Below are 26707 nucleotides of genomic sequence, written 5' to 3'. Positions count from 1 at the left end.
GACGACCATGACGATCCATTCCACCTTGCTGGCCAGCGCGGTGCTGGCGGTGCTGTCCCTTTCCGCCGCGCAGGCGGCGCAGCCGTTGAATGCCGCACGTGCCGGCGATCAGGTACCCGCTGCACTGGTCGCTGCGCCGTTGCCGGCCGATGACAGCGAACATGCACCGCTGTCCTTCGCCTGGGCGTTGGACCCGGCGCAACCGCTGCAGGCCGCGACGCCGTATGCCTCGGTCAGCCGCAGCTACTGGCAGCAGGTCGATGGCGCGCAGCTGCAGCGTGGTCTGGACCTGCCGCTGACGGCCGCCGATGCGGTGATCCAGCTGAGCCCGGCCGAAGGCGCGCGTGCAGTGCCGGCCAACTCGCTGCAGGTACGCGACCCGGCCGGCCGCAGCAGTGTCGCCCGCAGTGTCGATGCGCGCGCGCTGCAGGACGCCGGCATGCCGGTGAGGGATGGCAGCAGCATGCTGCGTACCGGCGCAACCAGCGCGGCCGGTGCGTACACGCTGCAGAGCGCGCGGGCACAGGGCCGCTACGTGGTGCAGGTGCTGGAGCCGAACAGTCCGCTGCGGCTGGAGGTGCAGGCCAACCAGGCGCAGGTGCTGGCCGGTGGCAACCTGCAGCTGCAGGCGCGCCTGCTGGAAGACGGCGCCACTCCCGCAACGCTGGCCTCCCGTCGCAGCAGTCTGGGCGGTGAAGCGTTGCTGGTTGCACCGGACGGCCGCAGCTGGCCGCAGCGCCTGCTGCGCACCACCGATGGCGCCCTGCGTGCGCAGGTGCGGATTCCGGCTGATGTCGGCAACGTGCAGGGGCTGTGGGAGCTGCAGGTGTTCGCCCAGGCCGATGGTGTGCTGCGCGATGGCAAGGTGGCGTTTGCGGTGGCGCGGCCGACCGCGCGCTTCACCGGCCAGGCGGCACCGGACCCGGCCAGCCGCCAGGTGGCGTTGCCGCTGCAGGTGGCCGCCGCTGGCCGCTACGAAGCACGCGGCACGCTGTATGCCACCGGCCGCGATGGCAAGCTGCAGCCGGTCGCGCAGGCGCATGCGGCCGCGTGGTTCGATGGTCCTGGTGCCGGCCAGCTGGTGCTGCCGTTCGACCAGGCCGCGTTGCCGGCGGGCTTCGGTGCACCGTACGAACTGCGCGACCTGCAGCTGCAGGACCAGAGCCGGATGGCACCGATCGAATCGCGTGCGCTGGCGTTGAAGTTCTGAGGTTGCGTGCGGCGGGCCGCGTTCCGGCCCGCTGCACCGTTTTCTGTAGAGCCGAGCCTATGCTCGGCTGCCGTTCCCCGCGGCCAGGAGCAGCCGAGCATAGGCTCGGCTCTACAGTGGCATGTCGATTATCCCGCGTACGCGGTCAGCCGGCCTTCCTGCTCACACACGGTGATCGCGCCGCCGAACACCGCCGACAGCGGTTCGTTGCGCAGCAGCTCGGCGCGGGTGCCGTCGGCCAGTATCCGGCCATCGCGCAGCAGCACCACCCGCTCGATCTCGGGAATGATCTCTTCGATGTGGTGGGTTACCAGCACCAGGGTGATGCCCTGCTGGGCCAGCACCCGCATGGTCGCCACCAGCTGTTCGCGGGCGACCAGGTCCAGACCGGTGGAGGGCTCGTCCAACAGCAGCGCCTGCGGCCGGTTGACCAGCGCGCGGGCGATCAGCACCCGGCGGGTCTCGCCGGCCGACAACTCGGCGTAGGCGCGTTCACGCAGCGACAGCGCGCCGGTCATCGCCAGCGTCTCGCCGACGCGTGCACGCATGTCGGCGGTCACCTCGCGGAAGGCCGGCACCACGTAGCTGGCAAAGAAGCCGGACAGCACGGCCTGCTCCACGGTCAGCCCCGGCATGTCGGCCAGGTTGCTGCTGAGGTCGCCGGTGACGATGCCCAGCTGCGAGCGCAGCCGGTCCACCTGCCAGCGGTTCTGGCCCAGCACCTTCACGGCCACCGAGCCGTCGACCTGCGCCAGCGGATACAGCTCGCGGGTGATCAGCTTGATGAAGGTCGATTTGCCACAGCCGTTGGGGCCGAGCAGGGCGGTATGCTGGCCCTGCGCGATGCGCAGGCTGAGCCCGTGCAGCACCTTCACCTGGCCGCGCACCACGGTGGCGCGGTCCAGTTCGATCAAGGGGGGCAGCTCCGCGACGGGCGGGGCGGCGGTCATGGTGCTGGCGCGTGGATCAAGGCTCGACAACTCAGGTCCCCAACTGTGAACGGTGCCACGGATGACGGTGGCAATCACCGCCGCAGGGATGCAGTTTGCAACGCAAGCGCCCATGATGTCTGCCATCCCCGCGTCGATACGGAGAGCCGCCATGCCCGATGCCCTGATGTCCCTGTTGACCGGTGGTGTGCTGGGCCTGGGCTGGTGGGCCATGTTGGCAGTGCTGCTGGTCTTCACCCAGATCACCATCTTCTCGGTGACCCTGTACCTGCACCGCAGCCAGGCCCATCGCGGGGTCGACTTCCACCCGGCGCTGGCCCACGTGTTCCGGTTCTGGCTCTGGCTGACCACCTCGATGATCACCCGTGAGTGGGTGGCCATCCATCGCAAGCACCACGCCAAGGTGGAAACCGAGGACGATCCGCACAGCCCGGTCACCCTTGGCATCGGCACGGTGTTCTGGCATGGCGTGGAGCTGTACCGCGAAGCGCGCGGCATGCGCGCGGACATCGAGCAGTACGGGCGTGGCACCCCGGATGATGCGATCGAGCGCCACCTGTATACCCCGCATGCCACGTTGGGGCCGGTGCTGCTGTTCGCGATCAATACCGTGTTGTTTGGCCTGCCTGGCGTCGCCCTGTGGGCGATCCAGATGGCGTGGATCCCGTTCTGGGCGGCCGGTGTAGTCAACGGCCTCGGCCACTGGTGGGGCTACCGCAACTACGAGTCGGCCGATACCTCCACCAACCTCACACCGTGGGGGGTCTGGATCGGTGGTGAGGAGCTGCACAACAACCATCATGCCTTCCCCAGTTCGGCGCGCTTCGCGATGCGGCGCTGGGAGTTCGACATCGGCTGGAGTGCGATCCGTCTGCTGCAGGCGCTGCGCCTGGCCAAGGTGCTGCGCGTTGCACCGGCCATGGACGTACGCCCGAACATCGCCGTGCCCGATGCCGAAACCCTGAAGGCGCTGCTCTCGCACCGCTTCCAGGCGATGACCGACTACCAGCGCAATGTGTTCATGCCGACCCTCCGCGAGGAAGCCGCCCATGCGGGGGCCAAGCTGCGCCGTCTGCTGCCGCGCCGTCTGCGCCGTGGCCTGGTCAATGATGGCCGCTGGTTGAAGCCGGACAGCCGCGCCCAGCTCAGCGAATGGGTGGCACAGCGGCCACGCATCCGTACCCTGGTCGAGTACCGCGGGCGTTTGGCCGCGTTGCTGGAAGCGCGCGGCCACGACGCGGCCGAGCGCCTGCACCAGCTGCAGGCCTGGTGCCGCGAGGCGGAGGAGAGCGGTATCGCCGCCTTGCAGGCCTACGCCGCACGGTTGAAGGGTTACAGCCTGGTGGGCGCGTGAGGGCAGGGTACGGGCTTCTGCTGGCGGTGCTGCTGCCGGGTGCGGCGCTGGCCCAGGTCACCGACACCGCCAGCTACCTGCAGCGGATGGACAGCGATGGCGACGGCCGGGTGAGCGAGGCCGAGTACGTGCAGTGGATGCTGTACGCCTTCGACCGCATGGACCGCAATGGTGACGGTGTGCTGAGCGCCCACGAGCTGCCCGGCGGCAAGGGCAAGGCGATCAGCCGCGAGCAGCAGCGGCAGGTGATCGTGCAGCGCTTCCACACACAGGACGCCAACGGTGATGGCTTTCTGGATGCGCGTGAACTGGCGGCACCGCCGCGCTGACGCTGCACCATCGCCGGGCATGGCCCGGCGTAGAATCACCCCATGCCTGAACTGCCCGAAGTCGAAACCACCCGCCGCGGCCTGGCGCCGCACCTGCAGGGCCGCCGCGTGCATGGCGTGATCCTGCGCCGGGCCGATCTGCGCTGGCCGATTCCACCGGAAGTGGCCGAGCTGCTGCCGGGGCAGCGCATCGAGGAGATCCGCCGGCGCGCCAAGTACCTGCTGCTGGATACCGTCATCGGCAGCGCGGTGCTGCACCTGGGCATGTCCGGCAGCCTGCGCGTGCTGCCCGGTGATACGCCGGTGCGTACCCACGACCACGTCGACATCAGCCTGGACAACGGCCGCCTGCTGCGCTTCAACGACCCGCGCCGCTTCGGCAGCCTGCTGTGGCAGCCGGCCGGCGAGATCCATCCGCTGCTGCAGGGGCTGGGCCCGGAGCCGCTGGACGATGCCTTCGACGGCGATTACCTGTTCGCCCGCAGCCGTGGCCGCAGCGCGCCGGTGAAGACCTTCCTGATGGACCAGGCGGTGGTGGTGGGCGTGGGCAACATCTACGCTGCCGAGAGCCTGTTCAAGGCCGGCATCAGCCCGCTGCGCGAGGCCGGGAAGATCTCGCGCGAGCGCTACCAGCGGCTGGCTGATGCGGTGAAGGAGATCCTCGGCTACGCCATCACCCGGGGTGGCACCACCCTGCGCGACTTCATCAGCCCCGATGGCGCGCCGGGCTACTTCGAGCAGGAACTGCTGGTGTACGGCCGCGATGGCCTGCCGTGCCCGAACTGTGGCCGCGCGCTGAAGCACGCCACCATCGGCCAGCGTGCCAGCGTCTGGTGCAGCCACTGCCAGCGCTGAGCCGGGCGGCCAGCGGCAGCTGAACGGGCAGGGCACGTCTCCGCTGCCCGTTAACGTTTGTCTGCCTATGATGGCCGACCTTCCTTCTGTGCCTGACGCGCCTGCATGCAACGACGCGACTTCATCCGCAATGCCTCCCTCGCCCTGGCTGCATTCGGCCTGCCGTCCCTGCCCGCGTGCGCGGCCAGCAAGAGTGGCCAGATGGGCCTGCGCCGCCTCGGCCAGCCGCAGCCGTTCGACTTCGCCACCCTGAAGGGCCAGGCGCGCGCGCTGGCACAGGCGCCCTACAAGAGCCACAAGCGCGTGCTGCCGGGCCGCCTGGAAGGGCTGGACTGGGACCAGTACCAGTCGATCGGCTACCGCCAGGACCACGCCCTGTGGGCCGACCAGCCGGGCAAGTTCCAGGCCAAGTTCTTCCACCTGGGCCTGTACTTCCACTCGCCGGTACGCATGTTCGACGTGGTCGACGGCAAGGCGCAGGAGCTGGCCTACGACGGTGCCGCATTCAACTACGGCAAGAGCGGCATCAAGGACGGCGAGCTGCCGGCCGATCTGGGCTTCGCCGGGTTCCGCCTCAACACCCGCAAGGACACCGACCGCGACTTCGCCGCGTTCCTTGGCGCCAGCTACTTCCGCGCCGTCGGCAAGGAAGGCCAGTACGGCCAGTCCGCGCGCGGCCTGGCGATCGACACCGGCATGGGCAAGCCGGAAGAATTCCCGGACTTCATCGCCTATTACCTGGAACAGCCGTCGGCCGATTCGGAAACGATCGTGGTCTACGGCCTGCTGGATTCGCCCAGCGTGGCCGGCGCCTATCGCTTCGCGATCACCAATGGCGACGTGCTGCTGATGGACATCGACAGCGCGCTGTACCCGCGCAAGGCGATCGAGCGGTTGGGCATCGCCCCGTGCACCAGCATGTACCAGGTGGGCGAGAACGATCGCCGCATGGCATGGGACTGGCGCCCGGAGATCCACGATACCGACGGCCTGTCGCTGTGGACCGGTGCGGGTGAATGGATCTGGCGGCCGCTGCTGAACCCGCGCAACCTGCGTTTCAACATGTTCGTGGACCGCAACCCGCGTGGTTTCGGCCTGCTGCAGCGTGACCGCAACTTCGATCATTACCAGGACGATGGCGTGTTCTACGAGAAGCGCCCGTGCCTGTGGGTAGAGCCCAAGGGTGAGTGGGGCGAAGGTTCGGTGCAGCTGGTGGAGATTCCCACCGTGGACGAGACTTTCGACAACATCGTCGCCTTCTGGAACCCGAAGGACAAGCCGCAGCCGGGCCAGGAGCTGCTGGTCGGCTACCGCCTGTACTGGGGCGCCGAACCGCCGGCGCGCCCGCCGCTGGCGCACTGCGTGGCCAGCCGTACCGGCCTGGGCGGCGTGGTCGGCAAGAAGCGCGAGTACTTCAGCTGGCGCTTCGCGGTGGACTTCGAAGGCGGCGAGCTGGCCAGGCTGATCGACAAGGGCGAGGTCGAGGCGGTGGTGGAAGCCAGCCGTGGCCGGGTCGAGATCGTGTCGGCGCGCCCGCTGCGCGAGATCAACGGCTACCGCGCGATGTTCGACCTGGTGCCGCCGGAAGGCAGTACCGAGCAGATCGACATCCGCCTGTTCCTGCGCAGTGGTGGCAAGACCCTCACCGAAACCTGGCTGTACCAGTACACCCCACCGCCGGCCGGTGCGCCGGAGCGCACGCTTTACTAAGAGGGGTGCGGGTTTGCAGGGCTTGCAGCCCTGCACCTGCCGAGGCCAAAGCAACAGCAACAGCCGAAGCAGAAGCTGGTTTCCTGAGGGTGGGCGGGGTGGGTCCGGTGGCGGGAGACGCCGTAAACCCGTCCATGGGGGCTTGGCCGCGGCATCCATGCCGCGGACACTCCCGCCACCGGACCCACCCCGCCTTCGACAGATCGTCGCGATCTGTTGGAATTGCTCATGGGGTCAGATCCGTTTTCCGAAGGAAAACGGATCTGACCCCGGAACTTGATTCGATATCTGACGATTTCATCCACGCATGGCGTGGATCTACTGGCCGCCGGCCAACTGTCGAAGGCGGGGCACTGTGGGTTTGCGGGGTGTGAGCCGCATGGATGCGGCGACCAAGGCTACATGGACGTACTTGCGCCGTCCCCGCACACCCACAGTGCCCCGCCATCCCACGGAATGCCAGCTGTTGCTGTTGCTGTTGCCGTTGCTGTTGCCCCTGCAGGTGCAGGGCGCAGCCCTGCAAAAGAACACCCCTTACAGCGGCAGGGGCGCCTGCGCCGGGTCGATCCGTCCTTCACCGCGGGTGATCTTCTTGAACTCCGCGCGGCTGACCGACACGTAGCGGTCGTTGCCACCGATCTCCACCTGCGGGCCATCCTTTACCGCGTGGCCATGTTCGTCCACGCGTACCGTCATCGTTGCCTTCTTGCCGCTGTGGCAGATGGTCTTGATCTCCTGCATCTCGTCGGCCCAGGCCAGCAGGTACTGGCTGCCCTCGAACAGCTCGCCGCGGAAATCGGTGCGCAGGCCGTAGCACAGCACCGGAATGCGCAGCTGGTCGACCACCTCGCTGAGTTGCCAGACCTGGGCGCGGGTGAGGAACTGTGCTTCATCCACCAGCACGCAGCCCATCGGGCCATTGGTGGCCAGGTCCTGTTCGACCCAATGCTGCAGGTCGGTGTCACGGTCGAAGGCCATGCCGTCGGCACGCAGGCCGATCCGCGAGGCCACCACGCCAGCGCCGGCACGATCATCCAGGCGCGGGGTCAGGATCGCCACCCGCATGCCGCGTTCGCGGTAGTTGTGCGCGCTCTGCAGCAGGGTCGTGGTCTTGCCGGCGTTCATCGCCGAATAGTAGAAATAGAGCTTGGCCATCGGCCAATTCTAGTCGCCCACCGCCTTGTCGTCGCGGACCGTGTCCGGCCGTCCTATCTCGACGCTGGGGGTCCGCGCGGGGCGCCAGTAGTTGTCCTGCAGGCACCAGTAGTCGGCGGCGCGCCAGTAGTCGTTGTCGTAGACGATGCTGCCCGGGGTCGCGATGCCCTGCTCGTTGCCGCGGCGGGGGACGACGATCAGTCCGGAGCTTACGTACCCGAGGCGGCTGCCGGTGATCTGCTGGCGACCGTCCCTGAGGGCGCGTTCCATGCGAGGCTTGGCTACGCGGTCGCCGTAGTCGGCATAGACCTGCTGGCCGCGCTCGACCGCCTGCGCCTGCTGGAGTGCGTCCAGGCGTGCCCAATAATGCTCCCGCAGCACCAGGAAGTCGTGGTACATGCGCTCGGCGGCCAGGTCCATCCAGATGTAGGCCATCACCGGATCGGCCCGGGTACCGAGGCCCTCCTGGTACAGCCGCGCCACCATGGCCTGGGAAAACTTGTCGGCGTAGCGCGCCGAACGCTTGTAGTAGTCCAGCGCCCTGGCGGGCTGTTTGTCCCGTTCGGCCTGCTGGGCCATGCTGCGCCAGAACAGGTCCGGATGGGCATCGAAGAAGCCTCCGGTCAGGACGGTTGGCGGGATCTGCCGCGGGGCCTCCACCGGACATTCCCTGGCGGTCACGGCAGCGGCCATCGACAGGCCCAGCAGCAGGCAGAGTGGAGCGTGCTTCGCTTTCATATGATCGCCCTCCTGGCAATGGCTATGGAAATACGAACGTCAGCGCCCCGCGCCTTCAACGGGACTGAGCGGGCCGACCTCGACGCTGCGGCCGCGGAATTCCTGTTCCCAGATGCGGTCCTGCATGCACCAGTACGCCGCAGGGTCCCAGTAGGCATCGCGATAGTAGTCATCGCCACGGGTGGGCCAGCCGGCTTCCGGGCCGTCGGACAGTTCCACCTGCAGCATCGAGCTGACCCAGCCGGTACGGCTGCCGGTCATGCGGCTGCGGTCCACGCGCATGGCTGCCTCCATGCGCGGCTTGGCCGCGGCATCGCCGTAGGCCGCATACAGCGCCGGCCCTTCGCTGAGCACCCGTTGCCGCTGCGCGGCATCCAGGCGGTTCCAGTAGCGCTCGCGCTCCAGCAGCAGGTCGCGGTAGCCGCGTTCGGCGGCCAGGTCCATCCAGATGTAGGCCAGCACGGGATCAGGGGCAGTACCCGTGCCCTCCTGGTACATGCGCGCGACCAGCGACTGCGACAGCTTGTCTGCGTGCGCGGCCGCCCGCTTGAAGCGCACCAGCGCATGATCGGGCCGGCCCTGGCGCCACGACTGCAGGCCCAGCTCGCGCCAGTGCAGGTCAGGATGAGCCTGCAGGAAGCCCGGAGTCATCAGCGCCGACCGCAACGATGCGCCAGGATCGGGCGCGCAGTCCGCGCTGCGGGCGGCCAACGGCGCCAGCAGCAACAGCAGGGTGCCCAGCAGGGCGGCAGAGGCGGTCGGACGCATGCACCTGGCTCCAGTGCTCCGGTGGCGAATCAATAGCTTAGGAACGGTGTGCATGCAAGTCAGGTCCGCCCGCTGCGGCCCCGCTACAATCCCGTTCCCATGCACGGTCTCAATCCCCCCCAAGCCGCCGCCGTCCTGCACATCGAAGGTCCTTTGCTGGTGCTCGCCGGCGCGGGCAGCGGCAAGACGCGCGTGATCGTGGAGAAGATCGCCCATCTGATCGGCAGCGGCCGCTATCCGGCACGCCGCATCGCCGCGATCACCTTCACCAACAAGTCGGCCAAGGAAATGCGCGAGCGTGTGGCCAAGCGCCTGCGCGAGCAGGACGCCGACGAGGTGACGATCTGCACCTTCCATGCGCTGGGCCTGAAGTTCCTGCAGATCGAACATGCCGCCGTGGGCCTGAAGCGGGGCTTCTCGATCTTCGATGCCGATGATGCCGCCGCGCAGATCAAGGACCTGATGTACGGGGCCAAGCCCGATGACATCGAGGACATGAAGAACCTGGTGTCGCGCGCCAAGAACGCCGGCCTGTCGCCCGAACAGGCGATGGCGGCCGCGCGCAGCAACCGCGAGAAGGAAGCGGCCAGCGTCTACGAGCGTTACCAGCTGCGGTTGACCGCGTTCAATGCGGTCGACTTCGACGACCTGATCCGTCTGCCGGTGCAGATCCTGGAAGAGAACCCGGAGATCGCCCTGGCCTGGCGCGAGCGCATCGGCTACCTGCTGGTGGACGAATGCCAGGACACCAACGACGCGCAGTACCGCCTGCTCAAGCAGCTGGCCGGTGACAAGGGCAACTTCACCTGCGTGGGCGACGATGACCAGTCGATCTACGCCTGGCGCGGCGCCAACCCGGAAAACCTGCAGCAGATGGGGCGCGACTACCCGACGCTGGAGATCATCAAGCTGGAGCAGAATTACCGCTGCTCCAACCGCGTGCTGCGCGCGGCCAACGCGCTGATCGCCAACAACCCGCATGAGCACCTGAAGAAGCTGTGGAGCGACCAGGCCGACGGCGAACGCATCCGCGTATGGGAATGCCGCAACAGCGAACACGAAGCGGAAAAGGTCGCGGCCGAGATCGCCTTCGTGGCCCAGTCGCGCAACGTGCCGTGGAGTGACTTCTGCATCCTGTTCCGCGGCAACTTCCAGTCACGGCCGCTTGAAAAGGCAATGCAGCTGCTGCGCATCCCCTACCACCTGACCGGCGGCACCATGTTCCTGGAACGCCAGGAAGTGAAGGACACGCTGGCCTGGCTGCGCCTGCTGGTGAACCCGGATGACGACACCGCGTTCATGCGCGCGGTGCAGTCGCCCAAGCGCGATGTCGGTGCCGGCACGCTGGCCAAGCTGGCCGAGCTGGCGCAGGAAAAGGACATGCCGATGGCGCAGGCCGCCGAGGCGATCGGCGCCCTGCAGCAGTTGCCGCCGCGTGCGGCCAACAGCCTGGCGCGCTTCACCGATATCCTGCGCGACCTGCGCGCGCAGACCCGGCAGGTCACTTCCGGTGACATGATCCGCAAGGTGGCCAAGGAGTCCGGCCTGCTCAGCGAGCTGCGCCAGCAGGCCAAGGAAGAGGCCAGCTACCAGCGCCGCGCCAACAACATCGAGGAACTGGCGCAGTGGTTCGAGGGCGGCCCGCGCGGTGCCACTGCCGCTGACCTGGCCGGCCAGCTGGCGCTGCTGTCGCGCAGCGACAAGGACGAGGGTGGCAACCAGGTGCGCATGATGACCATGCACGCCTCCAAGGGCCTGGAGTTCCCGTACGTGTTCATCGTGGGCTGCGAGGACGGCGTGCTGCCGCACCAGGTCAGCCTGGACGAGGGCAACCTGCAGGAAGAGCGGCGCCTGCTGTACGTGGGTATCACCCGTGCCAAGATCCAGCTGTGGATGAGTTACAGCAAGCTGACGCGCAAGTTCGGTGAGCATGTGCGGCTGAAACCGAGCCGGTTCTTCGAGGAGATTCCGGCCGAGGAGATCCAGCGCGACGGTGCTGATCCGGTGGCCGATGCGGCGCGCAAGAAGGAACGGGCGAGTGCGGGGTTGGCGGCGATCGAGGCGCTGTTCGACTAGGGCGCTCCAACGGCGCCGCCCCTCCGTGGTGGAGCACGCGTTGGTTCCGCAGTGTGGCCGATCGGGGTGGGTTCGCGGGGGACGCCGTGAACCCGTCCCTGGGGGCTTAGCCGCGCCATCCATGGCGCGGATACCCCCGCGAACCCACCCCGACCGGCCCCTGACAGATGCCGGGCGCTTCCTTCCACGGCAATGCAAAGAAAATCAAAAGCAACAGCAGCAGCCGGGGGGTTGAGGCAGAATCGGGGTTTCGGCTGGAGGTCTGCCTGTGCAACCGATCGAGAGTGAACGCCTGCGCCTGCGTGCGATTGAACCTGACCGCGACGCGGTGCCGATGCTGGCGCTGTTGAATGATCCGGGCTTCGTGCGTTTCATCGGTGACCGCAACGTGCGCAGCGAGGAACAGGCGCGGGAGTACATCGCGCTGCGCGTGCTGCACAGCTATGCGCTGAACGGGTTCGGCATGTATGCCATCGAGCGGTTGTCCGATGGTGCCTGGCTGGGCAATGCCGGGCTGGTGCGGCGCGATGGCCTGCCGGGGCCGGATATCGGTTATGCAGTGCTGTCGGAATTCGCAGGGCAGGGCTATGCCGGTGAGGCGGCGCGGGCGGTGTTCGCGCATGCGCGCGCTGGGCTGGGCCTGCAGGATCTGTATGGCATCACGGATCTGGACAACGTGGTGTCCGGCAAGATCCTGCTGGGCCTGGGCATGCAGGAGCGCGGGGTGATCCAGCTGCCGGGCGTGGACAGCCCGAGCCGGTTGTATGCCACGCCGGGTGCGGCGCAGGTCTGACCCCTGATGTTGGTAGGTGCCGGCCGCTGGCCGGCATCCAGGCATCACCGGGTTGCCGGCCAGCGGCCGGCACTACCGGATGTGGACTTCAGCCGCGCAGTTCGGCCAGCTGCGCCTGCAGTTCGGCCACCGCGGCTTCCAGCTGGGCCACGCGTTCGGCCAGGCCCGGGTCGGCCGCATCGCTGCTGCCACCGCCGCTGTTGGCGTACCTCGCCGCCAGCGCCGCGCCATCCACTTCCCCGCACAGCAGGTGCATGTAGCGGTCTTCGCGCTGGCCGTTGGCGCGCGGCAGCACCACCAGCAGCGCGCGCTGCTGCAGGCGATCGATGGCGTGGCGGGCTTCGTCGGCGTCGGCGAAGCGGTGCAGGCGCTCGCTGCGCGTGATCAGCTCACCCAGGGTCTGCGGCCCACGCAGCAGCAACAGCGCCAGCAGCACGGTCTGCTGCCGGGTCAGGTCCAGCGCGGCCTGCAGGCGGTGCTCGTAGCGGTCCGCGCGCGAGGAGAAGTGCTGGCGGGCCAGTCCCAACGCCTCCAGCTGGCGCAGCGCGTGCTGCACGCTGCCGGCATCGACGTTCATCACCGGCTCGCGCGCGGTCTTCTGGTTGGCGGCCGATTGGGCGGCATTGACCGTCAGCGGGTAGGTGTCCGGGGTGGTTGCCTCCTTTTCCACCAGGCAGCCCAGCAGGCGGGCCTGCACGGCGTCGAGCAGGGGGACGTCGGGGGTCTGGGTGGAATCGGTCATGGCGGCCTCCGGAAGGGCAACGGGTCGACCGCCAAGCATAGCCGTCCCGGGGCCGGCTTTGCCGGTAAAATGCGCCGGTATATCTGATTGCCGGTGAATCCATGCGTCGTCCTGTTTCCTTGTCCCTGACCCTGCTCGCCACTGCGGCGCTGGGCCTGTCCGCCTGCAAGCGCGTGGATGCGCCTGCTGCCGAAGCCGCTGCACCGGAGGCCCCGGCCGCCGCTGCCAAGGCCGATGGCGCGCTCGATGCCACTGCCAACGACAACCTCAATGCAGTGCTGTGGATGCAGCGCGCACAGGAGTACAAGGCGATCACCGAGCAGACCTACCGTGCCGCCGCCGACCACCTGGATGCCGCGCTGAAGGAAGCCCACTGGGATGCGCTGGTGCCGGAAGAACGCGGCAACGAGGCCAAGGGCCTGAAGCCGGCCGTGGTGCTGGACGTGGATGAGACCGTGCTGGACAACTCGCCCTACCAGGCGCGCCTGGTGCGCGACGGCAAGGAATACGACGAGCTGACCTGGGACCAGTGGGTGGCCGAAAAGAAGGCCAAGGCCATTCCGGGCGTGGTTGATTTCGCCAAGGCCGCCAACGCCAAGGGCGTGACGCTGCTGTACATCTCCAACCGCGCCGTGCACCTGAAGGACGCGACCCTGGCCAACCTGCGCGAGCAGGGCCTGCCGGTGGCCGATGACAGCGTGTTCCTGGGTCTGGGCACCGTGGTGGAAGGCTGCGAGCAGGCCGGCAGCGAGAAGAACTGCCGCCGTCGCCTGGCCGGGCAGAAGTACCGCGTGCTGATGCAGTTCGGCGACCAGCTGGGCGACTTCGTGGAAGTGACCGCCAACACCAACGAAGGCCGTGACGCGCTGCTGCAGCAGTACCACGACTGGTTCGGCGAGCGCTGGTGGATGCTGCCGAACCCGACCTACGGCGGCTTCGAGCCGGCGCAGTTCAATAATGACTACAGCCAGTCGCGCCAGGCTCGTCACGACGCCAAGCGCGCTGCCCTGGACTACGCACCGTGAGCCGCGCGCCGCTGCCGCTGCGCGATGACGAACGCCTGATCTTCGCGCTGGACGTGCCTGATCGCGTGCAGGCGCTGGAGTGGGTCGATCGTCTCGGCGACAGCGTGGCGTTCTACAAGATCGGCATGGAACTGCTGGCGTCGGGCGAGTACTTCCAGGTGCTGGACGAGCTGGCCCGCCGCGACAAGCGCGTGTTCGTCGACCTGAAGTTCTTCGACATCCCGGCCACCGCCGCGGCCGTGATCAAGCGCCTGTCGCAGTGGCCGGTCAGCTACGCCACCATCCATGGCTGGCACCCGGCCATGATGGAGGCCTGCGCGGCCGCCAACAGCGGCGACATGCGCCTGCTGGCAGTGACCGTGCTGACCTCGATGGGCCGCCCGGACCTGGCGCAGATGGGCATCGACCGCGAACCGGTGGACGTGGTGGTCGAGCGCGCGCTGGCTGCCCAGGCCGCCGGCATCGATGGCGTGATCGCCTCGGGGCAGGAAGCTGGCCCGATCCGCGTCGCCACCGGCGCAGGGTTCTCGATCGTCTGCCCGGGCATCCGCCCCGGCGGCCCGGTCGGCGATGACCAGAAGCGTACCGTTGGCGTAGCCCAGGCCTTTGCCGATGGCGCCGATGCCATCGTGGTCGGCCGTCCGATCCGCCTGGCCGCCGATCCGCAGGCAGCGGCCCGGGCCATCCAGCAGGAAATCGCGTCGGCGCTGGCTGCGCGCTGAGATTCCGCTGCGCAGGCTGCAGGCTCGAACGCCATCCCGACCCGTGCGGGATGGCGTTTCTGCATCCGCCCCGGGGAGCGGTTGTGCCCGAATCGCCACAAAACCCGCCGTAGATGTCATGGACATCACCCCCGGTGCCATGAAAATCAATAAAAACAATCATTTATATAACACTACGTGAAGTGTTGCCTTAACTTGAAGGGCAGCGTAGGATCGCCGCCATCCGGTCCTCGGACCGGACATGTGCCACAACACTGTCCTCCGGCCTCGTGCCGGCTTGAAGAGCCTGAGATCCCCGTGATCCCGGCTCTTTTTTTATGCCTTTCAACCACTTGGGCCAGCAATGGCGGAAACCGTGACGTCCCGGCTTGCCGCTGTCACGTCACAGGCCGCAAGATGCGGACCGGTCCGGGGAGTCCGAGTGCATGAGCGTGGCAGCGCGAGGAAGGTCTGCGCGTGGATGGGGGCTGGCAGCCATGCTGCTGCTGGCCGTGGCGGCGTGTCGTGAATCGGCCCAGGACCCGACCAAGCCGGCGGCCGAGCCGGTCGCGGCGGTGCAGGCGATGGCGCTGCGCCTGGCCGAGGACGATCTGGTCGGCTACGCAAAGCTGTCTGTGCCGCCCAGCCAGTACCAGCGCCTGCAACAGGCCTGGACCGAAGGCCACAGCCAGTGGCCGCTGACCGAACTGCCACTGGGCGACCAGCTGCTGCCGATGCTGGCCGCACTGCGCAAGCCCAATGCCAGCGCCGAACTGCAGCGCAGCTTCGATCGCCAGCTGGCCGGACAGGCCGGCGCCGTTCGCCAGGCTGCACAATCGATGGGCAACTTCGGTGTGCAGTACCTGCGCCACCAGAAAGGCTATACACCGGGCCAGCAGGCGCACTACATCGCCCTGGTCGAAACCCTGGCCAGCTGGGCGCAGGGTGCCCCGATCAGTGACCGGGCCCGCGCACGCAGCACCATCGCCGCGCTGGTCGGCGCCGCCAACAAGGTCGGCTTCGACGACGAAGCCGGCCTGCAGGCCGCAGGCATGGAAGGCAGCCTGCAGCAGCTGGCGCCGTTCATCCACACCCTCAAGGCGGTGCTGGGCAGCTACGGGCTGGGCGTGGACGACGCGTTGCGCAGCCTGCGCGGCGAACTGCTGTCGGTGGAAGGTGACAACGCGCTGGTACGCCTGCGCTATGACCTCGCCGGTCGCGAGATGAGCCTGCAGCTGCCGCTGAGCCGGCGCGAGGGCCACTGGTACCTGACCCGCACCCTGGCCGACACCGACGCCCTGCTGCGCAAGGCCGACGCGGCCCGCGCGGCGGCGGCCCCCGTACCGGCTGAAGCCCCCGCCGAGGGTGGGGAAGCGGCAACGCCACCGCCTAAGCCATAATGGCGCCGATGTCGAAACAGAACCCGCTGCCGTTCCCCGGCGAAGAATCCCAGTCGACGCCCGCCGATACGGTGCCGGCGTCCCCCTCGACCGGTACCGGCCCGAACCCGGTACCGCCGCCCGCGCACGCGCGTCCGGCTGGCCGCCGCCCGCTGTGGGCGCGGTTGCTGGGCCGCCTGGTCGAGCCGTGGCTGTCGCTGAAGATCGAGCCGGAAGACCCGGGCCAGTACAACGATGGCCGCCCGGTCATGTACGTGCTGGAAGACTACGGCCTGTCCAACGCGCTGATCCTGGACAAGGCCTGCCGCCAGGCAGGCCTGCCGTCGCCGCTGGTGCCGCTGGCCGGTGACCCGACCGGGCGCAAGCGCGCTTACCTGGCACTGTCGCGCCGCAGCTCCAGCAATTCGCTGATCCCCGAGCAGCGTGGTGCCAAGACCCACTCCGATTCGCTGGCCAAGGTGCTGCAGGCCCATCGCGTGCGCGATGACCTGGACGTGCACCTGGTGCCGGTGTCGATCTTCGTCGGCCGCGCGCCGGACAAGCAGAGCGGCTGGTTCGCGGTGCTGTTCTCGGAAAACTGGGCGCTGGTCGGCCGCTTCCGCCGCCTGCTGGCGGTGCTGCTGAATGGTCGCAGCACCATCGTCCGCTTCGCGCCGCCGATTTCGCTGCGCAACACCGTCGACGAAGGCCTGGAGCCGGAACGCACGGTGCGCAAGCTGCAGCGCGTGCTGCGTACCCATTTCCGCCGCATCCGTGAATCGGTGATCGGCCCTGACCTGTCGACCCGGCGCCTGCTGGTGGACCAGGTGCTGGCCGCCGAACCGGTGCGCGAAGCGATCGCCGCGCAGGCCAAGCGCGACAACTCGAAGCCGGCCGATGCCTGGAAGAAGGCACACGCCTACGCCTGGGAAATCGCCGCGGACTACTCCAGCCCGGTGGTGCGCTCGGCCAGCTTCATGCTCAGCCACGTGTGGAACCGCATCTATGCGGGCGTGCTGGTGCACCACCTGGACAAGTTCAAGGCTGCCGCGCCGGGCCACGAAGTGGTCTACGTGCCCAGCCACCGCAGCCACATGGACTACCTGCTGCTGTCCTACCTGCTGTACGACCGTGGCATCGTGCCGCCGCACATCGTGGCCGGCATCAACCTGAACCTGCCGGTGGTCGGCACCCTGCTGCGCAAGGGCGGTGCGTTCTTCATCCGCCGCTCGATCCGTGGCAACGCGCTGTACTCGGCGGTGCTCAGTGAATACGTCGCGCAGCTGGTTGCCGGTGGCTACTCGCTGGAGTACTTCGTCGAAGGTGGCCGTTCGCGCACCGGCCGCCTGCTGCAGCCCAAGGGCGGTATGATTTCGATGACGCTGCGTGCGTTCCTGCGCCAGCCGCGCAAGCCGGTGCTGTTCCAGCCCATCTACATCGGCTACGAGAAGCTGATGGAGGGCGGCAGCTACCTGGACGAACTGTCCGGCCGGCCGAAGGAAAAGGAATCGATCTGGTCGCTGCTGTGGGGCATCCCCAAGGTGCTCAAGCAGAACTATGGCCAGGTGGTGGTGAACTTCGGCGAGCCGATCGCGCTGAACGACGTGCTGGCCGAGAAGGCGCCGGAGTGGAAGGGCGAGGCGGTGTCCGAGGACGAGAAGCCGGCCTGGCTGTCGACCACGGTGGATACGCTGGCCGAGCGTATCCAGGTGCGCATCAACGGTGCTGCCGACGTCAACCCGATCAACCTGCTGGCGCTGGCCCTGCTGTCCACGCCGAAGCACGCGATGGGCGAGGCCGACCTGATCGCGCAGATCGAGTTGTGCAAGACCCTGCTGGTCGAGATGCCGTATTCGGATCGGGTGACGGTGACCCCGCACTCGCCGGAGCGGATCATCGCCCACGCCGAGGAAATCAACGTCCTCACCCGCGTCAAGCACCCGCTGGGCGATGTGCTCAGCGTCAGCGGCGATACCGCGGTGCTGCTGAGCTACTTCCGCAACAACGTGCTGCACCTGTTCACCGCCTCGTCGTGGGTGGCCTGCTGTTTCCAGAACAACCGCCGCATGAGCCGCACCGGCCTGGTCCAGCTGGGCCGCACGGTGTACCCGTTCCTGCAGGCCGAGCTGTTCCTGCCGTGGAGCGAGGACGAGTTCGCGCAGCGCATCGACCAGACCATCAACGTGTTCGTGCGCGAGGGCCTGCTGCAGAACGTCAACGATGACGACGGCGGCATCCTGGCGCGCAACACCGGGCAGACCGACGAGGTGTTCCGCCTGCGTGCGATCGGCCACTCGCTGCAGCAGGCGTTCGAGCGCTATTACATCGCCATCTCGGTGCTGGTGAAGAACGGCCCGGGCGTGCTGGGTGCGGCCGAGCTGGAAAGCCTGTGCCAGCAGGCGGCGCAGCGCTTGAGCCTGCTCTATGCACCGGCCGCGCCGGAGTTCTTCGACCGCACCCTGTTCCGCGGCTTCATCCAGAAGCTGCGCGAGCTGCGCCTGGTGTGGCCGGACGAGAACAGCAAGCTGCTGTTCGACGAGCGCCTGGATGCCTGGGCCAAGGACGCCAAGTTCATTCTCGGCCGCGAGCTGCGCCACACCATCGAACGGGTCAGCCCGGAAGCGGCACGCCCGGACGAGCCTGCGCCGCAGGATTGAAGGTAGCGCCGGGCCGTGCGGAGGGTGTGGACCTTGGACCACACCTTCCAGCCGTGCCAACCAAGGTTGGCACCCACCAGGACTGTCTTTAGGCCGGCTCGTCGGGAATCTGCAGGCTTTCCAGCTTGGCGATGCAGTCCTTCAACTGCAGCTTGCGCCGCTTCAGGCGTTTGGATTCCAGCTCGTCCTCGCCATTGGCGGCCATGCGGGTGATCTGTTCATCCAGCAGGCGATGCTCGGCGCGCAGGGCGGCGAGGCGTTCGACGATCTCGGCGGGGCTGTAGGTGTCCACAGCCTCCGAGCATACACAGCGATGATGACTGCCGGGAGAGGGGAATTCCGACCCCCGGCCGGGGCGGCTCCGAGCCGTTAGAATGGACCCCATGAGTGCCGTGATTTCCCTTCCCGATCCCCAGCCGCGCGCCGCCCGCGATCCGCGCGTGGCCGAGCGCGAGCAGCACAAGCTGGCCAAGCGCCTGCGTCGCCAGGTTGGCGAGGCGATCGCCGACTTCGGCATGATCGAGGCCGGCGACAAGGTCATGGTCTGCCTGTCCGGCGGCAAGGACAGCTACACCCTGCTGGACGTGCTGTTGCAGCTGCAGAAGAAGGCGCCGGTGCCGTTCGAGCTGGTGGCGGTGAACCTGGACCAGAAGCAGCCGGACTTCCCCGAGCACGTGCTGCCGGAGTACCTGGCCGGGCTGGGCGTGCCGTACCACATCATCGAGCAGGACACCTATTCGGTGGTCAGCCGGGTCATTCCGGAAGGAAAGACCATGTGTTCGCTGTGCTCGCGGCTGCGTCGTGGCGCGCTGTACAACTACGCCGAAACCCACGGTTTCACCAAGATCGCGCTGGGTCACCACCGCGACGACATGGTGGCCACGTTCTTCATGAACCTGTTCCACCATGCCAAGCTGTCGGGCATGCCGCCGAAGCTGCGCAGCGACGACGGCAGGCACGTGGTGATCCGGCCGCTGGCCTACGTACGCGAGAGCGACATCGTCGACTATGCGCAGGCGCGCCAGTTCCCGATCATTCCCTGCAACCTGTGCGGCAGCCAGGAGAACCTGCAGCGCCGCCAGGTCGGCCTGATGCTGAAGCAGTGGGAAAAGGACCACCCGGGCCGCATCGAGCAGATCGCGCGCGCCATGGGCGAAGTCCGGCCCTCGCAGCTGGCCGACACCACCCTGTTCGACTTCATGGCGCTGGGCCGTCGCGACGACGCGCCGCTGCCCGACGCCCATGCCTGGCTGGCCGGTTCACCGGCCGACGCCGACGCAGATCCCGAGACGCCCACCGTTTAAGGTCGGTCGCCCTTCCTCTTTGCCATCCGGAATTCCATGTTCTTTCGCAACCTGACGTTCTTCCGTTTCCCGACCACCACCGATTTTTCCGAAGTCGACACCCTGCTGCCGCACGCCCTGCTGAAGCCGGTCGGCGCGCTGGAAATGAATTCGCGCGGCTTCATCTCGCCGTTCGGCCGTGAGGAGAAGGAACTGCTCTCCCACCGCATCGCCGAACACCTGTGGCTGACCGTGGGCGGCGAGGACAAGATCCTGCCGGCGGCCGTGGTCAACGACCTGCTCGAGCGCAAGCTGGAGGAGATCGAGGAGAAGGAAGGCCGTCGGCCGGGTGGCCGCGAGCGCAAGCGCATGAAGGATGACCTGCTGCATGAACTGCTGCCGCGCGCCTTCGTGAAGTCCTCGCGCAACGACGCCTTCATCGACCTGCAGCACGGCTACGTCGCGGTGGATACCTCCAGCCGCAAGACCGGCGAGTACTTCATGTCCGACATCCGTGGCCTGCTCGGCAGCTTCCCGGCGATGCCACTGAACGCCGAAGTCGCACCGCGTTCGATCCTGACCGGCTGGATCGCCGGCGAGCCGCTGCCGACCGGACTGAGCCTGGGCGAAGAGTGCGAGATGAAGGACCCGGTGGAAGGCGGCGCGGTGGTCAAGTGCCAGCACCAGGAACTGCGCTGCGACGAGATCGACAAGCACCTCGACGCCGGCAAGCAGGTGACCAAGCTGGCGCTGATCTTCGAGGACAACCTGTCCTTCGTCATCGGCGACGACCTGATCGTGCGCAAGTTGAAGTTCCTCGACGGCGCCCTGGACCAGCTGGAGCACGCCGACGAAGACGGCCGCCGCGCCGAGTTCGACGCCCGCTTCGCCCTGCAGAGCGCCGAGATCCGCCGCCTGTTCCTGTTGCTGGAAGAAGCCTTCAAGCTCAGCAAGGCTGACTGAACAGGCAGCCCGACGGCCGCCGGTCATCCGGCGGCCCGAAGCGGCGCTATGCTGGGCGCATGAGCCGTCTGCTGCGCCGCCTGATCAGCCCGACCCCGCCCGCCACCGTACAGCGCGACACCGTTCGCCTGCGCCTGGAGGATGCCGAGATCGAGGTGCTGCGCGTGCGTGATCCACGTGCGCGCCGCATCAAGCTGAGCGTGGACGAACGCGGCGCACGCCTGACCCTGCCACCGCGGGCAAGCCTGGTGATGGGCGAACGCTTCCTGGAACAGCACCGCGACTGGCTGGCGCTGCAGCTGCGCCAGTACCAGGGGCAGGGCCTGCCGGCACCGCTGCAGCCCGGCGAAGACGGTGTGCTGCCACTACGCGGCGAACTGTTGCCGCTGCGCTGGCAGGAAGGCCGCTACGCGCGGCTGGAGATCGACGAACACGGCGCCTGCGTGCAGTGGCCGACCCGAGGCGGCGATGCCACCCTGCGCCGCCTGCTGCGCGAGTTCTACGAAGCCCAGACCCGCGCCGACGTCGGCCGCTGGTTGCCGAAGTACCTGCCTTCCCTGCCACGCGCACCCAGCCGCCTGCGACTGAAGGTGATGTCCTCGCAATGGGGCTCACTGGCCCCCGACGGCAGCATGGCACTGGACCTGGCCCTGGTGCTCGGCCGATCCGAAGCGTTCGAGTACGTGCTGGTGCATGAACTCTGCCACCTGATCCAGCCCAACCACTCGCCCGCGTTCTGGCACGAAGTGGAACAACGTTTCCCCGCCTGGCGCGAGCAGCGCGATTACTTCCAGCTGGAAGGGCGCCGACTGAAGGCGATGCTCCGCCAGCTTCTGTAACGGTAGAGCCGAGCCCACGCTCGGCTCTACAGAAGCACGCGCAGCGCGCGACCCGCTCCTGCTCTTTTTTCTTTCTTCCGTGGTGGGCACACCGGAATCTGTCCGTGGCCGGGCGGGGTGGGTTGCGCAGGGGCGTGAGCCGCATGGATGCGGCGACCGAGCTTACAAGGACGTACTTGCAGCGACCCCTGCGCAATCCACCCCGCCCGGCCAAGCACGGCTTTGCCTTCGGATACCACCCACCACGAGGGGCTCAGCCGTTGGCCGACACCATCAAACCGCCGCCCGCATCGCCGCCGCCGTCGCCCACCGCGCCGCCACCCGCGGTGCCGTAATGCACACCGCCTGGTCGGTCACCGTCGTCACCGCCCGCTCCAGCAGCTGGATATCCGCCTCGTGCTGGCGCGCCACGTGCGGATCCTCGAAGAAGATCGCGCGCTGGCAGCGTCCTTCCAGCACCCGGTCTGCAATCTGCGCGTCGCCGCCCATCGGGCCGCTCTGGTAGCGCGTCACCCAGGGTGTATCGCTGGGCCAGCCACGGCTCCAGGCCAGCTCGTTCAAGCGCTGGCCGGTAGTCCCGGTTGCCACCCGCTCACCGAACCGGGCCAGCACCTCGAAGTGCTCGTCGGCGAAGGCCAGCATCGCCGGCTTCATCGCGTCGTGGGCGATCAGCGCCAGCGTCTGCCCCTCGAACGCATGCAGGTCGTCAGCCCCGGCATCGGCGGCCAGGCCGGCGTGGATGCGCTCCACCTCCACCCAGTCGCGCGCGGTGGCCACGGTGGAAATGAACGGCTTGCCGTGGATCACGCACTGCCGCTTCAGCGCCGTGGCTTCCGGAAACACGGAGGACGGATCGACCGGGTCGATCAGGTAGATCGCGCCATCCAGCGTCCGTTCCGGCCCCATCCCAACCACCTCGGCGACCAGCTTCATCAGGCCACCCTCACGACCGTAGGGATAGCGGTGCAGGCCTGCGTATCCGGTCAGGAATCCCTGTCGCTCGATCGCGTCATGGGTGCGGCCGACCGCGTGCAGCGACACGCCCAGCTCGCGCAGGCCGGGTTCGCTGACGCGCAGCCAGCGGAACAGGGCGGCGCGCGCGTCGAGGTGATGGAGACGGTTGGCAGCCAGGCCGATGCGCATTGAATGCTCCGCAGATACGGGTGAAAGCGGCAGTGTATGTCGGCATTCCCCTTGCTTGGTGGTTTTACAACTTTCTTCATTGCGCCTCGCCCACGTGTCGTTAGCGTGAGAGGCAGCGGTACCGCTGCGCGGCCGTTCATCTCCGCCCGCGAGAAAAGGATGCCCATGGTGAACGTCGCTGGCCTGCGTGCCGCCACTGCGGTCGTGGCCAGCCTGCTGTTGCCTGCCCTGGCCGCCGCTGCAGGTTGCAGGACGCCGCTGCGCATTGCCTGGCCCGCCGACCGCGCGCCGCTGTCCTCCAGCGAGCAGGGCCAGCCGGTCGGGCTCAGCGCGGAGTACCTGAAGCTGCTGGGCACGCAGCGGCCACTGCAGATGCGGCCATTGCCGGCCGCTGACATCGCCGAAGGAACGGTGCCGCCCGGCATCCAGGCGCTGCTGGGCTGGCCGCGCTCGCAGTTGCCAGCGGGCTGGGTGGCCAGTGCTCCCTACGTGCAGCTTCCACAGGTCATCGTCCGGCGCCGGGATGCATCGCCGGTGCTGGGCCTGGAAGCGCTGCGCGGACGCACCGTGGCCAGTCCCGACCCGCTGTCGCTGATGGCGGTGCTGACCGAACAGGCACCTGGCGTGCAGTTGCTGCCCCCCGCCCCCATCGACGACGCCTTGTCACTGCTGGGCACGGGTCTGGTCGATGCCGTGGTCGCCAATCTTGGCGAGGTCGAGGCCGCGTTCCGCCACTATCAGGGCGAGCCACTGGTGATCGCCGCGCCAGCCGGAATCGACGACGCGCCGGTGCTGGCCACGGTGCCGGCCTGCGCCGACGTCATCCCGCTGTTCGAGCAGGCCGTATCGCAGCTGTCCGCGAACGAACGCGCGACGATCCGCATGGCATGGCTGCCAGACCAGCCGCGACACCCGTCGTCGGCGTCCCCCTTGCGCTGGCTGGTGCCGGCCTCGCTGACCCTGCTGGCACTCGTACTGGTGTACGCCTTCGGCTACTGGCGCGTGCATCGCGAGAGCGAGCGTCGCCGCGTGGCCGCGCAACGCCTGCAGGAGGTGACCTCGAACCTGCCAGCGGTGGTGTATCAGGCGCGCCGCTCCGCCACCGGCCGTTACAGCTTTCCCCAGATCGCAGGCGATGTGCAGGCGTTGTTCGGAATCAGCGTGGAAACCGCCCTGATCGATCAACAGCGCCTGCTGGCAGCGGTTCATCCCGATGATCGCTCGCGGCTGATGGACACCGTCGACGCCGCTGCCCTGTCGCGGGGCGCGATCGACGTCATCTTCCGCACGCGCTCGCTACAGGGCTGGCGTTGGGTCCACTCGCATGGACGGCCGCTGTCCCTGGACAGCAGCGACGTCGAGTGGAGTGGCTACTGGGTCGACGTAAGCGAAGTGCAGTCGCGCACCCATGCGTTGGCCGAGGCGCGCCATGCGGCCGAGCAGGCAGCGCTGGCCAAGACCCATTTCCTGGCAACCATGAGCCACGAGATCCGTACGCCGATGAGCACCCTGCTGGGCATGCTCGAGCGGTTGGCGGGCAGCGATCTGGATCATCGCCAGCGACAGGTGCTGGTGACCGTAGGTGATGCTGCCCAGATGCTGCGACAGATCCTGGACGATGTGCTGCACAGCCAACGGCTGCAGGCACTGCCGCTGCAGCTGCGGCCCACGAGCGTGGCGGCACTGGTGCGTGCGGTGCAGCAGTTGCTGATGCCGGTGGCGGCCAGCCGGCGCCTGCATCTTCGCATCGAACTTGATCCGGAACTGCAGGCCGGATCGCTGGCCGATGGCCTGCGCCTGCGCCAGATCCTGTTCAACCTTGCCGGCAACGCGCTCAAGTTCACCGAGCATGGCGGCGTGGACCTGCAGGTGCAGGTACTGCAGCAGCGCGATGGCGGCCAACGCCTTCGCCTGCAGGTAAGTGACAGCGGTGTGGGCATCAGTCCGGAACGGCAACAGGCGGTGTTCGCTGCCTACACGCAGGCCGAGGCATCGACAACGCGCCGTTTCGGCGGCAGCGGCCTGGGCCTGGCGATCTGCCGTGAACTGGCCGCATCGATGGAAGCAGAACTTTGCCTGCGCAGCACGCCAGGCAAGGGCACCACCGTGTGGCTGGAACTGGATCTGGACGCCTGTGAGTTGACTGCGGAGGCGTTTCCGCTTCCGGCAGAGGCGGCGCGGCCACTGTCGCCGGCCCGGGTGCTGGTGGCTGAAGATCATCCCACCAACCTGCATCTGCTGGAGCAGCGGCTGCACGATCTGGGCCTGCAGGTGCACGCCTGCGCCGATGGTCGCCAGGCCTTCGAGGCCTGGCAGGCGCGGGCGTTCGATCTGGTCATCACCGACTGCCACATGCCGCACATGGATGGCTTCGCCTTGGCACGGGCCATCCGTGCCGACGCCTGTGCGGTTCGCGCGCAGGTCCCGATCATCGCGCTCACGGCCAGCGTGCTGGACCGCACCCGCGAGGCCTGCCGCGAAGCGGGCATCGATCATTTCCTGGCCAAGCCGGTAGAGGCGCAGGAACTGCGTGGCTTGCTGGCCGTGCTGCTGGTGCCGGAATCAATGCGCCAGTAGGCGGATGATGCTGGCGGCGGCGTCGCGGCCTTCGGCCACGGCAGTCACCACCAGGTCGGCGCCACGCACTGCGTCGCCACCGGCAAACAGACGTGGGTGCGCGGTCTGGAACGGCAGGCGGTCCTTGCCTCCAGCCACGATGCGGCCGTTGGACTGGCCTTCAACGCCGTGATCGGCCAGCCAGGCCGGCACGGTCGGAGAGAAGCCGAAGGCGATGATCACCACGTCCGCCTCCAGCAGCGATTCACTGCCGTCGATCGGCACCGCATTCTGGCGGCCGTTGGCATCCGGCTCGCCCAGGCGGGTCTCGACCACGGTCACACCGATCACTTCGTCATCGGCACCGGCTTCGATCGACAGCGGCTGGCGGTTGAACAGGAAGCGCACACCTTCCTCGCGCGCATTGGCGACTTCGCGCGCGCTGCCGGGCATGTTGGCCTCGTCGCGGCGGTAGGCGCAGGTCACCTTGGCCGCACCCAGGCGCACGGCGCTGCGCACGCAGTCCATGCCGGTATCGCCACCGCCGAGCACGACCACGCGCTTGCCGTTGAGGTCGGGCAGGGCGATGGTGTCCTCCCAGCCGGCAATCGGCCGGCCCTTCGGATCATCACCACCGACGATGCGGCTGTTCTGCACCAGGAACGGCAGCGCAGGCAGCACGCCCTTCAGGTCCTGGCCGTCGAGGCCGCCATCGGTGTAGCGGTAGGCGCCGGTGCCGACGAACACCGCATCATGGGCATCCAGCAGCTGCTGCACGCTGAGGTCGCGGCCGATCTCCACACCGAGGCGGAACTGCACACCCATGCCCTCAAGCACTTCGCGGCGGCGGTGGATCACGTCCTTGTCCAGCTTGAAGCTGGGAATGCCGAACTGCAGCAGGCCGCCGATCTGCTCGTAGCGGTCGTAGACCACCGCGGCAATGCCGGCGCGCGCCAGGCGGTCGGCACAGGCCAGGCCGGCCGGGCCGGCACCGATCACCGCCACGCTGTGGCCGGTCGGCTGCACCGCGCCCAGGTCCGGGCGCCAGCCTGTGGCCAGTGCGGTGTCAACGATGTACTTCTCGACCGCGCCGATGGTGACCGCGCCGAATTCCTCCAGCGTGCAGCTGCCTTCGCACAGCCGGTCCTGCGGGCAGACCCGGCCGCACACTTCCGGCAGCGGGTTGGTGCTGTGGCACAGCGTGGCCGCCTCGTGGATGCGGTTCTCCTGCACCAGCTGCAGCCACTGCGGAATGGCGTTGTGCACCGGGCACTTCCAGCTGCAGTAGGGGTTGCCGCAGTCCAGGCAGCGGCCGGCCTGGTACTGCGCGTCTTCCTTGCCGAATTTTCCGTACAGCTCACCCCAGTCGCCGGAGGTGCGCAGTTCGACCGGAATGCGCTGCGGCATGGTGCGGGGCAGGTCGAGGAACTGGAAAGCGTGCTTGCGGCTCATGGCGGGCTCTGTGGTGTTTTGCGGTTGCC

At 68.0% G+C, this 26707-nt stretch carries 23 protein-coding genes; 15 read left to right on the top strand and 8 right to left on the bottom strand.

Features of this window, described 5'->3' with window-relative positions; all coding sequences use genetic code 11:
• Positions 1-7 precede the first annotated feature (7 nt).
• Positions 8-1210 (top strand): DUF4785 family protein, encoded by a 1203-nt coding sequence (locus AC5P57_RS19075; RefSeq protein ID WP_262235906.1) that lies wholly within the window; start codon positions 8-10, stop codon positions 1208-1210.
• A gap of 128 nt (positions 1211-1338) precedes the next feature.
• On the opposite strand, the gene AC5P57_RS19070 is transcribed toward AC5P57_RS19075, so the two are convergent.
• Entirely contained in the window at positions 1339-2160 is an 822-nt protein-coding gene (locus AC5P57_RS19070) for an ABC transporter ATP-binding protein (RefSeq protein WP_099552624.1), read from the bottom strand.
• 151 nt (positions 2161-2311) lie between these two features.
• Between AC5P57_RS19070 and AC5P57_RS19065 the strand changes: the two genes are divergently transcribed.
• The 4 genes from AC5P57_RS19065 (at position 2312) to AC5P57_RS19050 (ending at position 6408) form a co-directional block, all read left to right on the top strand.
• Positions 2312-3514: a DesA family fatty acid desaturase gene (locus tag AC5P57_RS19065; RefSeq protein WP_262235904.1), complete on the top strand. Its 1203-nt coding sequence runs from the start codon at positions 2312-2314 to the stop codon at positions 3512-3514.
• A complete protein-coding gene (locus AC5P57_RS19060) occupies positions 3511-3843 on the top strand; it encodes an EF-hand domain-containing protein (protein WP_262235903.1) in 333 nt (110 codons plus the stop codon). Before AC5P57_RS19065 ends, AC5P57_RS19060 begins: the two co-directional genes overlap by 4 nt.
• Before the next feature lie 42 nt (positions 3844-3885).
• Complete coding sequence (gene mutM, locus AC5P57_RS19055; protein ID WP_262235902.1) at positions 3886-4698, top strand: bifunctional DNA-formamidopyrimidine glycosylase/DNA-(apurinic or apyrimidinic site) lyase; 813 nt, start codon at positions 3886-3888, stop codon at positions 4696-4698.
• Positions 4699-4803: 105 nt separating this feature from the next.
• Positions 4804-6408, top strand: a complete 1605-nt coding sequence (locus AC5P57_RS19050) for an OpgD/OpgG family glucan biosynthesis protein (RefSeq protein WP_099552620.1) — start codon at positions 4804-4806, stop codon at positions 6406-6408.
• 534 nt (positions 6409-6942) lie between these two features.
• Here the strand turns inward: AC5P57_RS19050 and AC5P57_RS19045 are convergent.
• The 3 genes from AC5P57_RS19045 to AC5P57_RS19035 are packed head-to-tail and all read right to left on the bottom strand — an operon-like array spanning position 6943 to position 9069.
• Positions 6943-7563 (bottom strand): thymidine kinase, encoded by a 621-nt coding sequence (locus AC5P57_RS19045; protein ID WP_099552801.1) that lies wholly within the window; start codon positions 7561-7563, stop codon positions 6943-6945.
• Positions 7564-7572: 9 nt separating this feature from the next.
• Positions 7573-8301, bottom strand: a complete 729-nt coding sequence (locus AC5P57_RS19040) for an SEL1-like repeat protein (protein ID WP_099552800.1) — start codon at positions 8299-8301, stop codon at positions 7573-7575.
• 39 nt (positions 8302-8340) lie between these two features.
• Positions 8341-9069 (bottom strand): SEL1-like repeat protein, encoded by a 729-nt coding sequence (locus AC5P57_RS19035; RefSeq protein ID WP_099552799.1) that lies wholly within the window; start codon positions 9067-9069, stop codon positions 8341-8343.
• Positions 9070-9168: 99 nt separating this feature from the next.
• On the opposite strand from AC5P57_RS19035, the gene AC5P57_RS19030 reads away from it, so the two are divergent.
• Positions 9169-11145, top strand: coding sequence for a UvrD-helicase domain-containing protein (locus AC5P57_RS19030; protein ID WP_099552798.1), 1977 nt, complete (start codon positions 9169-9171; stop codon positions 11143-11145).
• Between the two features lie 268 nt (positions 11146-11413).
• On the top strand, positions 11414-11938 hold the full coding sequence (locus AC5P57_RS19025) for a GNAT family N-acetyltransferase (protein ID WP_262235899.1): 525 nt from the start codon (positions 11414-11416) through the stop codon (positions 11936-11938).
• An 88-nt stretch (positions 11939-12026) separates the two neighbouring features.
• Here AC5P57_RS19025 and AC5P57_RS19020 read toward each other — a convergent pair whose 3' ends face one another.
• Positions 12027-12680: a YceH family protein gene (locus tag AC5P57_RS19020; protein WP_262235898.1), complete on the bottom strand. Its 654-nt coding sequence runs from the start codon at positions 12678-12680 to the stop codon at positions 12027-12029.
• A gap of 101 nt (positions 12681-12781) precedes the next feature.
• Here AC5P57_RS19020 and AC5P57_RS19015 point away from each other — a divergent pair, with 101 nt between their 5' ends.
• The 4 genes from AC5P57_RS19015 (at position 12782) to plsB (ending at position 18442) form a co-directional block, all read left to right on the top strand.
• Positions 12782-13705 carry a 5'-nucleotidase, lipoprotein e(P4) family gene (locus AC5P57_RS19015; protein WP_071228640.1) on the top strand — a complete coding sequence of 308 codons (924 nt, stop codon included), beginning with the start codon at positions 12782-12784 and terminating at the stop codon, positions 13703-13705.
• Positions 13702-14427, top strand: coding sequence for an orotidine-5'-phosphate decarboxylase (gene pyrF, locus AC5P57_RS19010; RefSeq protein ID WP_262235897.1), 726 nt, complete (start codon positions 13702-13704; stop codon positions 14425-14427). The genes AC5P57_RS19015 and pyrF overlap by 4 nt, the downstream gene beginning before the upstream one ends.
• Positions 14428-14852: 425 nt before the next feature.
• Positions 14853-15806: a hypothetical protein gene (locus AC5P57_RS19005; protein ID WP_495219754.1), complete on the top strand. Its 954-nt coding sequence runs from the start codon at positions 14853-14855 to the stop codon at positions 15804-15806.
• Positions 15806-18442, top strand: a complete 2637-nt coding sequence (gene plsB, locus AC5P57_RS19000; RefSeq protein ID WP_099552793.1) for a glycerol-3-phosphate 1-O-acyltransferase PlsB — start codon at positions 15806-15808, stop codon at positions 18440-18442. The genes AC5P57_RS19005 and plsB overlap by 1 nt, the downstream gene beginning before the upstream one ends.
• A gap of 88 nt (positions 18443-18530) precedes the next feature.
• On the opposite strand, the gene AC5P57_RS18995 is transcribed toward plsB, so the two are convergent.
• Complete coding sequence (locus tag AC5P57_RS18995) at positions 18531-18734, bottom strand: YdcH family protein (protein ID WP_049430910.1); 204 nt, start codon at positions 18732-18734, stop codon at positions 18531-18533.
• Positions 18735-18825: 91 nt separating this feature from the next.
• Between AC5P57_RS18995 and ttcA the strand changes: the two genes are divergently transcribed.
• The 3 genes from ttcA to AC5P57_RS18980 are packed head-to-tail and all read left to right on the top strand — an operon-like array spanning position 18826 to position 21527.
• Entirely contained in the window at positions 18826-19746 is a 921-nt protein-coding gene (gene ttcA / locus AC5P57_RS18990; protein ID WP_185959204.1) for a tRNA 2-thiocytidine(32) synthetase TtcA, read from the top strand.
• Between the two features lie 36 nt (positions 19747-19782).
• Entirely contained in the window at positions 19783-20688 is a 906-nt protein-coding gene (locus AC5P57_RS18985) for a recombination-associated protein RdgC (protein ID WP_005411825.1), read from the top strand.
• A gap of 59 nt (positions 20689-20747) precedes the next feature.
• Entirely contained in the window at positions 20748-21527 is a 780-nt protein-coding gene (locus AC5P57_RS18980) for a M48 family metallopeptidase (RefSeq protein WP_099552791.1), read from the top strand.
• Between the two features lie 273 nt (positions 21528-21800).
• Here the strand turns inward: AC5P57_RS18980 and AC5P57_RS18975 are convergent, their stop codons facing one another.
• A complete protein-coding gene (locus tag AC5P57_RS18975) occupies positions 21801-22670 on the bottom strand; it encodes a methylglyoxal synthase (protein WP_099552790.1) in 870 nt (289 codons plus the stop codon).
• 168 nt (positions 22671-22838) lie between these two features.
• Between AC5P57_RS18975 and AC5P57_RS18970 the strand changes: the two genes are divergently transcribed.
• Entirely contained in the window at positions 22839-25247 is a 2409-nt protein-coding gene (locus tag AC5P57_RS18970; protein ID WP_262235948.1) for an ATP-binding protein, read from the top strand.
• Here AC5P57_RS18970 and AC5P57_RS18965 read toward each other — a convergent pair.
• On the bottom strand, positions 25233-26678 hold the full coding sequence (locus AC5P57_RS18965; protein ID WP_262235893.1) for an FAD-dependent oxidoreductase: 1446 nt from the start codon (positions 26676-26678) through the stop codon (positions 25233-25235). The two genes, AC5P57_RS18970 and AC5P57_RS18965, sit on opposite strands and share 15 nt — an antisense overlap.
• Between the last annotated feature and the right edge of the window lie 29 nt (positions 26679-26707).

The sequence above is a fragment of the Stenotrophomonas sp. YJH_SMC_79 genome (assembly GCF_059367995.1).
The sequence above is the reverse complement of the archived record's forward strand: the minus strand, read 5'-3'. Positions and strand labels throughout refer to the sequence as shown.

Bases quoted from the DNA above. Each gene is read 5' to 3' on its own strand.
- AC5P57_RS19075 (WP_262235906.1), top strand. From the start codon at position 8: ATGACGATCCATTCCACCTTGCTGGCCAGCGCGGTGCTGGCGGTGCTG.
- AC5P57_RS19070 (WP_099552624.1), bottom strand. From the start codon at position 2,160: ATGACCGCCGCCCCGCCCGTCGCGGAGCTGCCCCCCTTGATCGAACTG.
- AC5P57_RS19065 (WP_262235904.1), top strand. From the start codon at position 2,312: ATGCCCGATGCCCTGATGTCCCTGTTGACCGGTGGTGTGCTGGGCCTG.
- mutM (WP_262235902.1), top strand. From the start codon at position 3,886: ATGCCTGAACTGCCCGAAGTCGAAACCACCCGCCGCGGCCTGGCGCCG.
- AC5P57_RS19050 (WP_099552620.1), top strand. From the start codon at position 4,804: ATGCAACGACGCGACTTCATCCGCAATGCCTCCCTCGCCCTGGCTGCA.
- AC5P57_RS19045 (WP_099552801.1), bottom strand. From the start codon at position 7,563: ATGGCCAAGCTCTATTTCTACTATTCGGCGATGAACGCCGGCAAGACC.
- AC5P57_RS19040 (WP_099552800.1), bottom strand. From the start codon at position 8,301: ATGAAAGCGAAGCACGCTCCACTCTGCCTGCTGCTGGGCCTGTCGATG.
- AC5P57_RS19035 (WP_099552799.1), bottom strand. From the start codon at position 9,069: ATGCGTCCGACCGCCTCTGCCGCCCTGCTGGGCACCCTGCTGTTGCTG.
- AC5P57_RS19030 (WP_099552798.1), top strand. From the start codon at position 9,169: ATGCACGGTCTCAATCCCCCCCAAGCCGCCGCCGTCCTGCACATCGAA.
- AC5P57_RS19020 (WP_262235898.1), bottom strand. From the start codon at position 12,680: ATGACCGATTCCACCCAGACCCCCGACGTCCCCCTGCTCGACGCCGTG.
- AC5P57_RS19015 (WP_071228640.1), top strand. From the start codon at position 12,782: ATGCGTCGTCCTGTTTCCTTGTCCCTGACCCTGCTCGCCACTGCGGCG.
- AC5P57_RS19005 (WP_495219754.1), top strand. From the start codon at position 14,853: ATGAGCGTGGCAGCGCGAGGAAGGTCTGCGCGTGGATGGGGGCTGGCA.
- plsB (WP_099552793.1), top strand. From the start codon at position 15,806: ATGGCGCCGATGTCGAAACAGAACCCGCTGCCGTTCCCCGGCGAAGAA.
- ttcA (WP_185959204.1), top strand. From the start codon at position 18,826: ATGAGTGCCGTGATTTCCCTTCCCGATCCCCAGCCGCGCGCCGCCCGC.
- AC5P57_RS18985 (WP_005411825.1), top strand. From the start codon at position 19,783: ATGTTCTTTCGCAACCTGACGTTCTTCCGTTTCCCGACCACCACCGAT.
- AC5P57_RS18980 (WP_099552791.1), top strand. From the start codon at position 20,748: ATGAGCCGTCTGCTGCGCCGCCTGATCAGCCCGACCCCGCCCGCCACC.
- AC5P57_RS18975 (WP_099552790.1), bottom strand. From the start codon at position 22,670: ATGCGCATCGGCCTGGCTGCCAACCGTCTCCATCACCTCGACGCGCGC.
- AC5P57_RS18965 (WP_262235893.1), bottom strand. From the start codon at position 26,678: ATGAGCCGCAAGCACGCTTTCCAGTTCCTCGACCTGCCCCGCACCATG.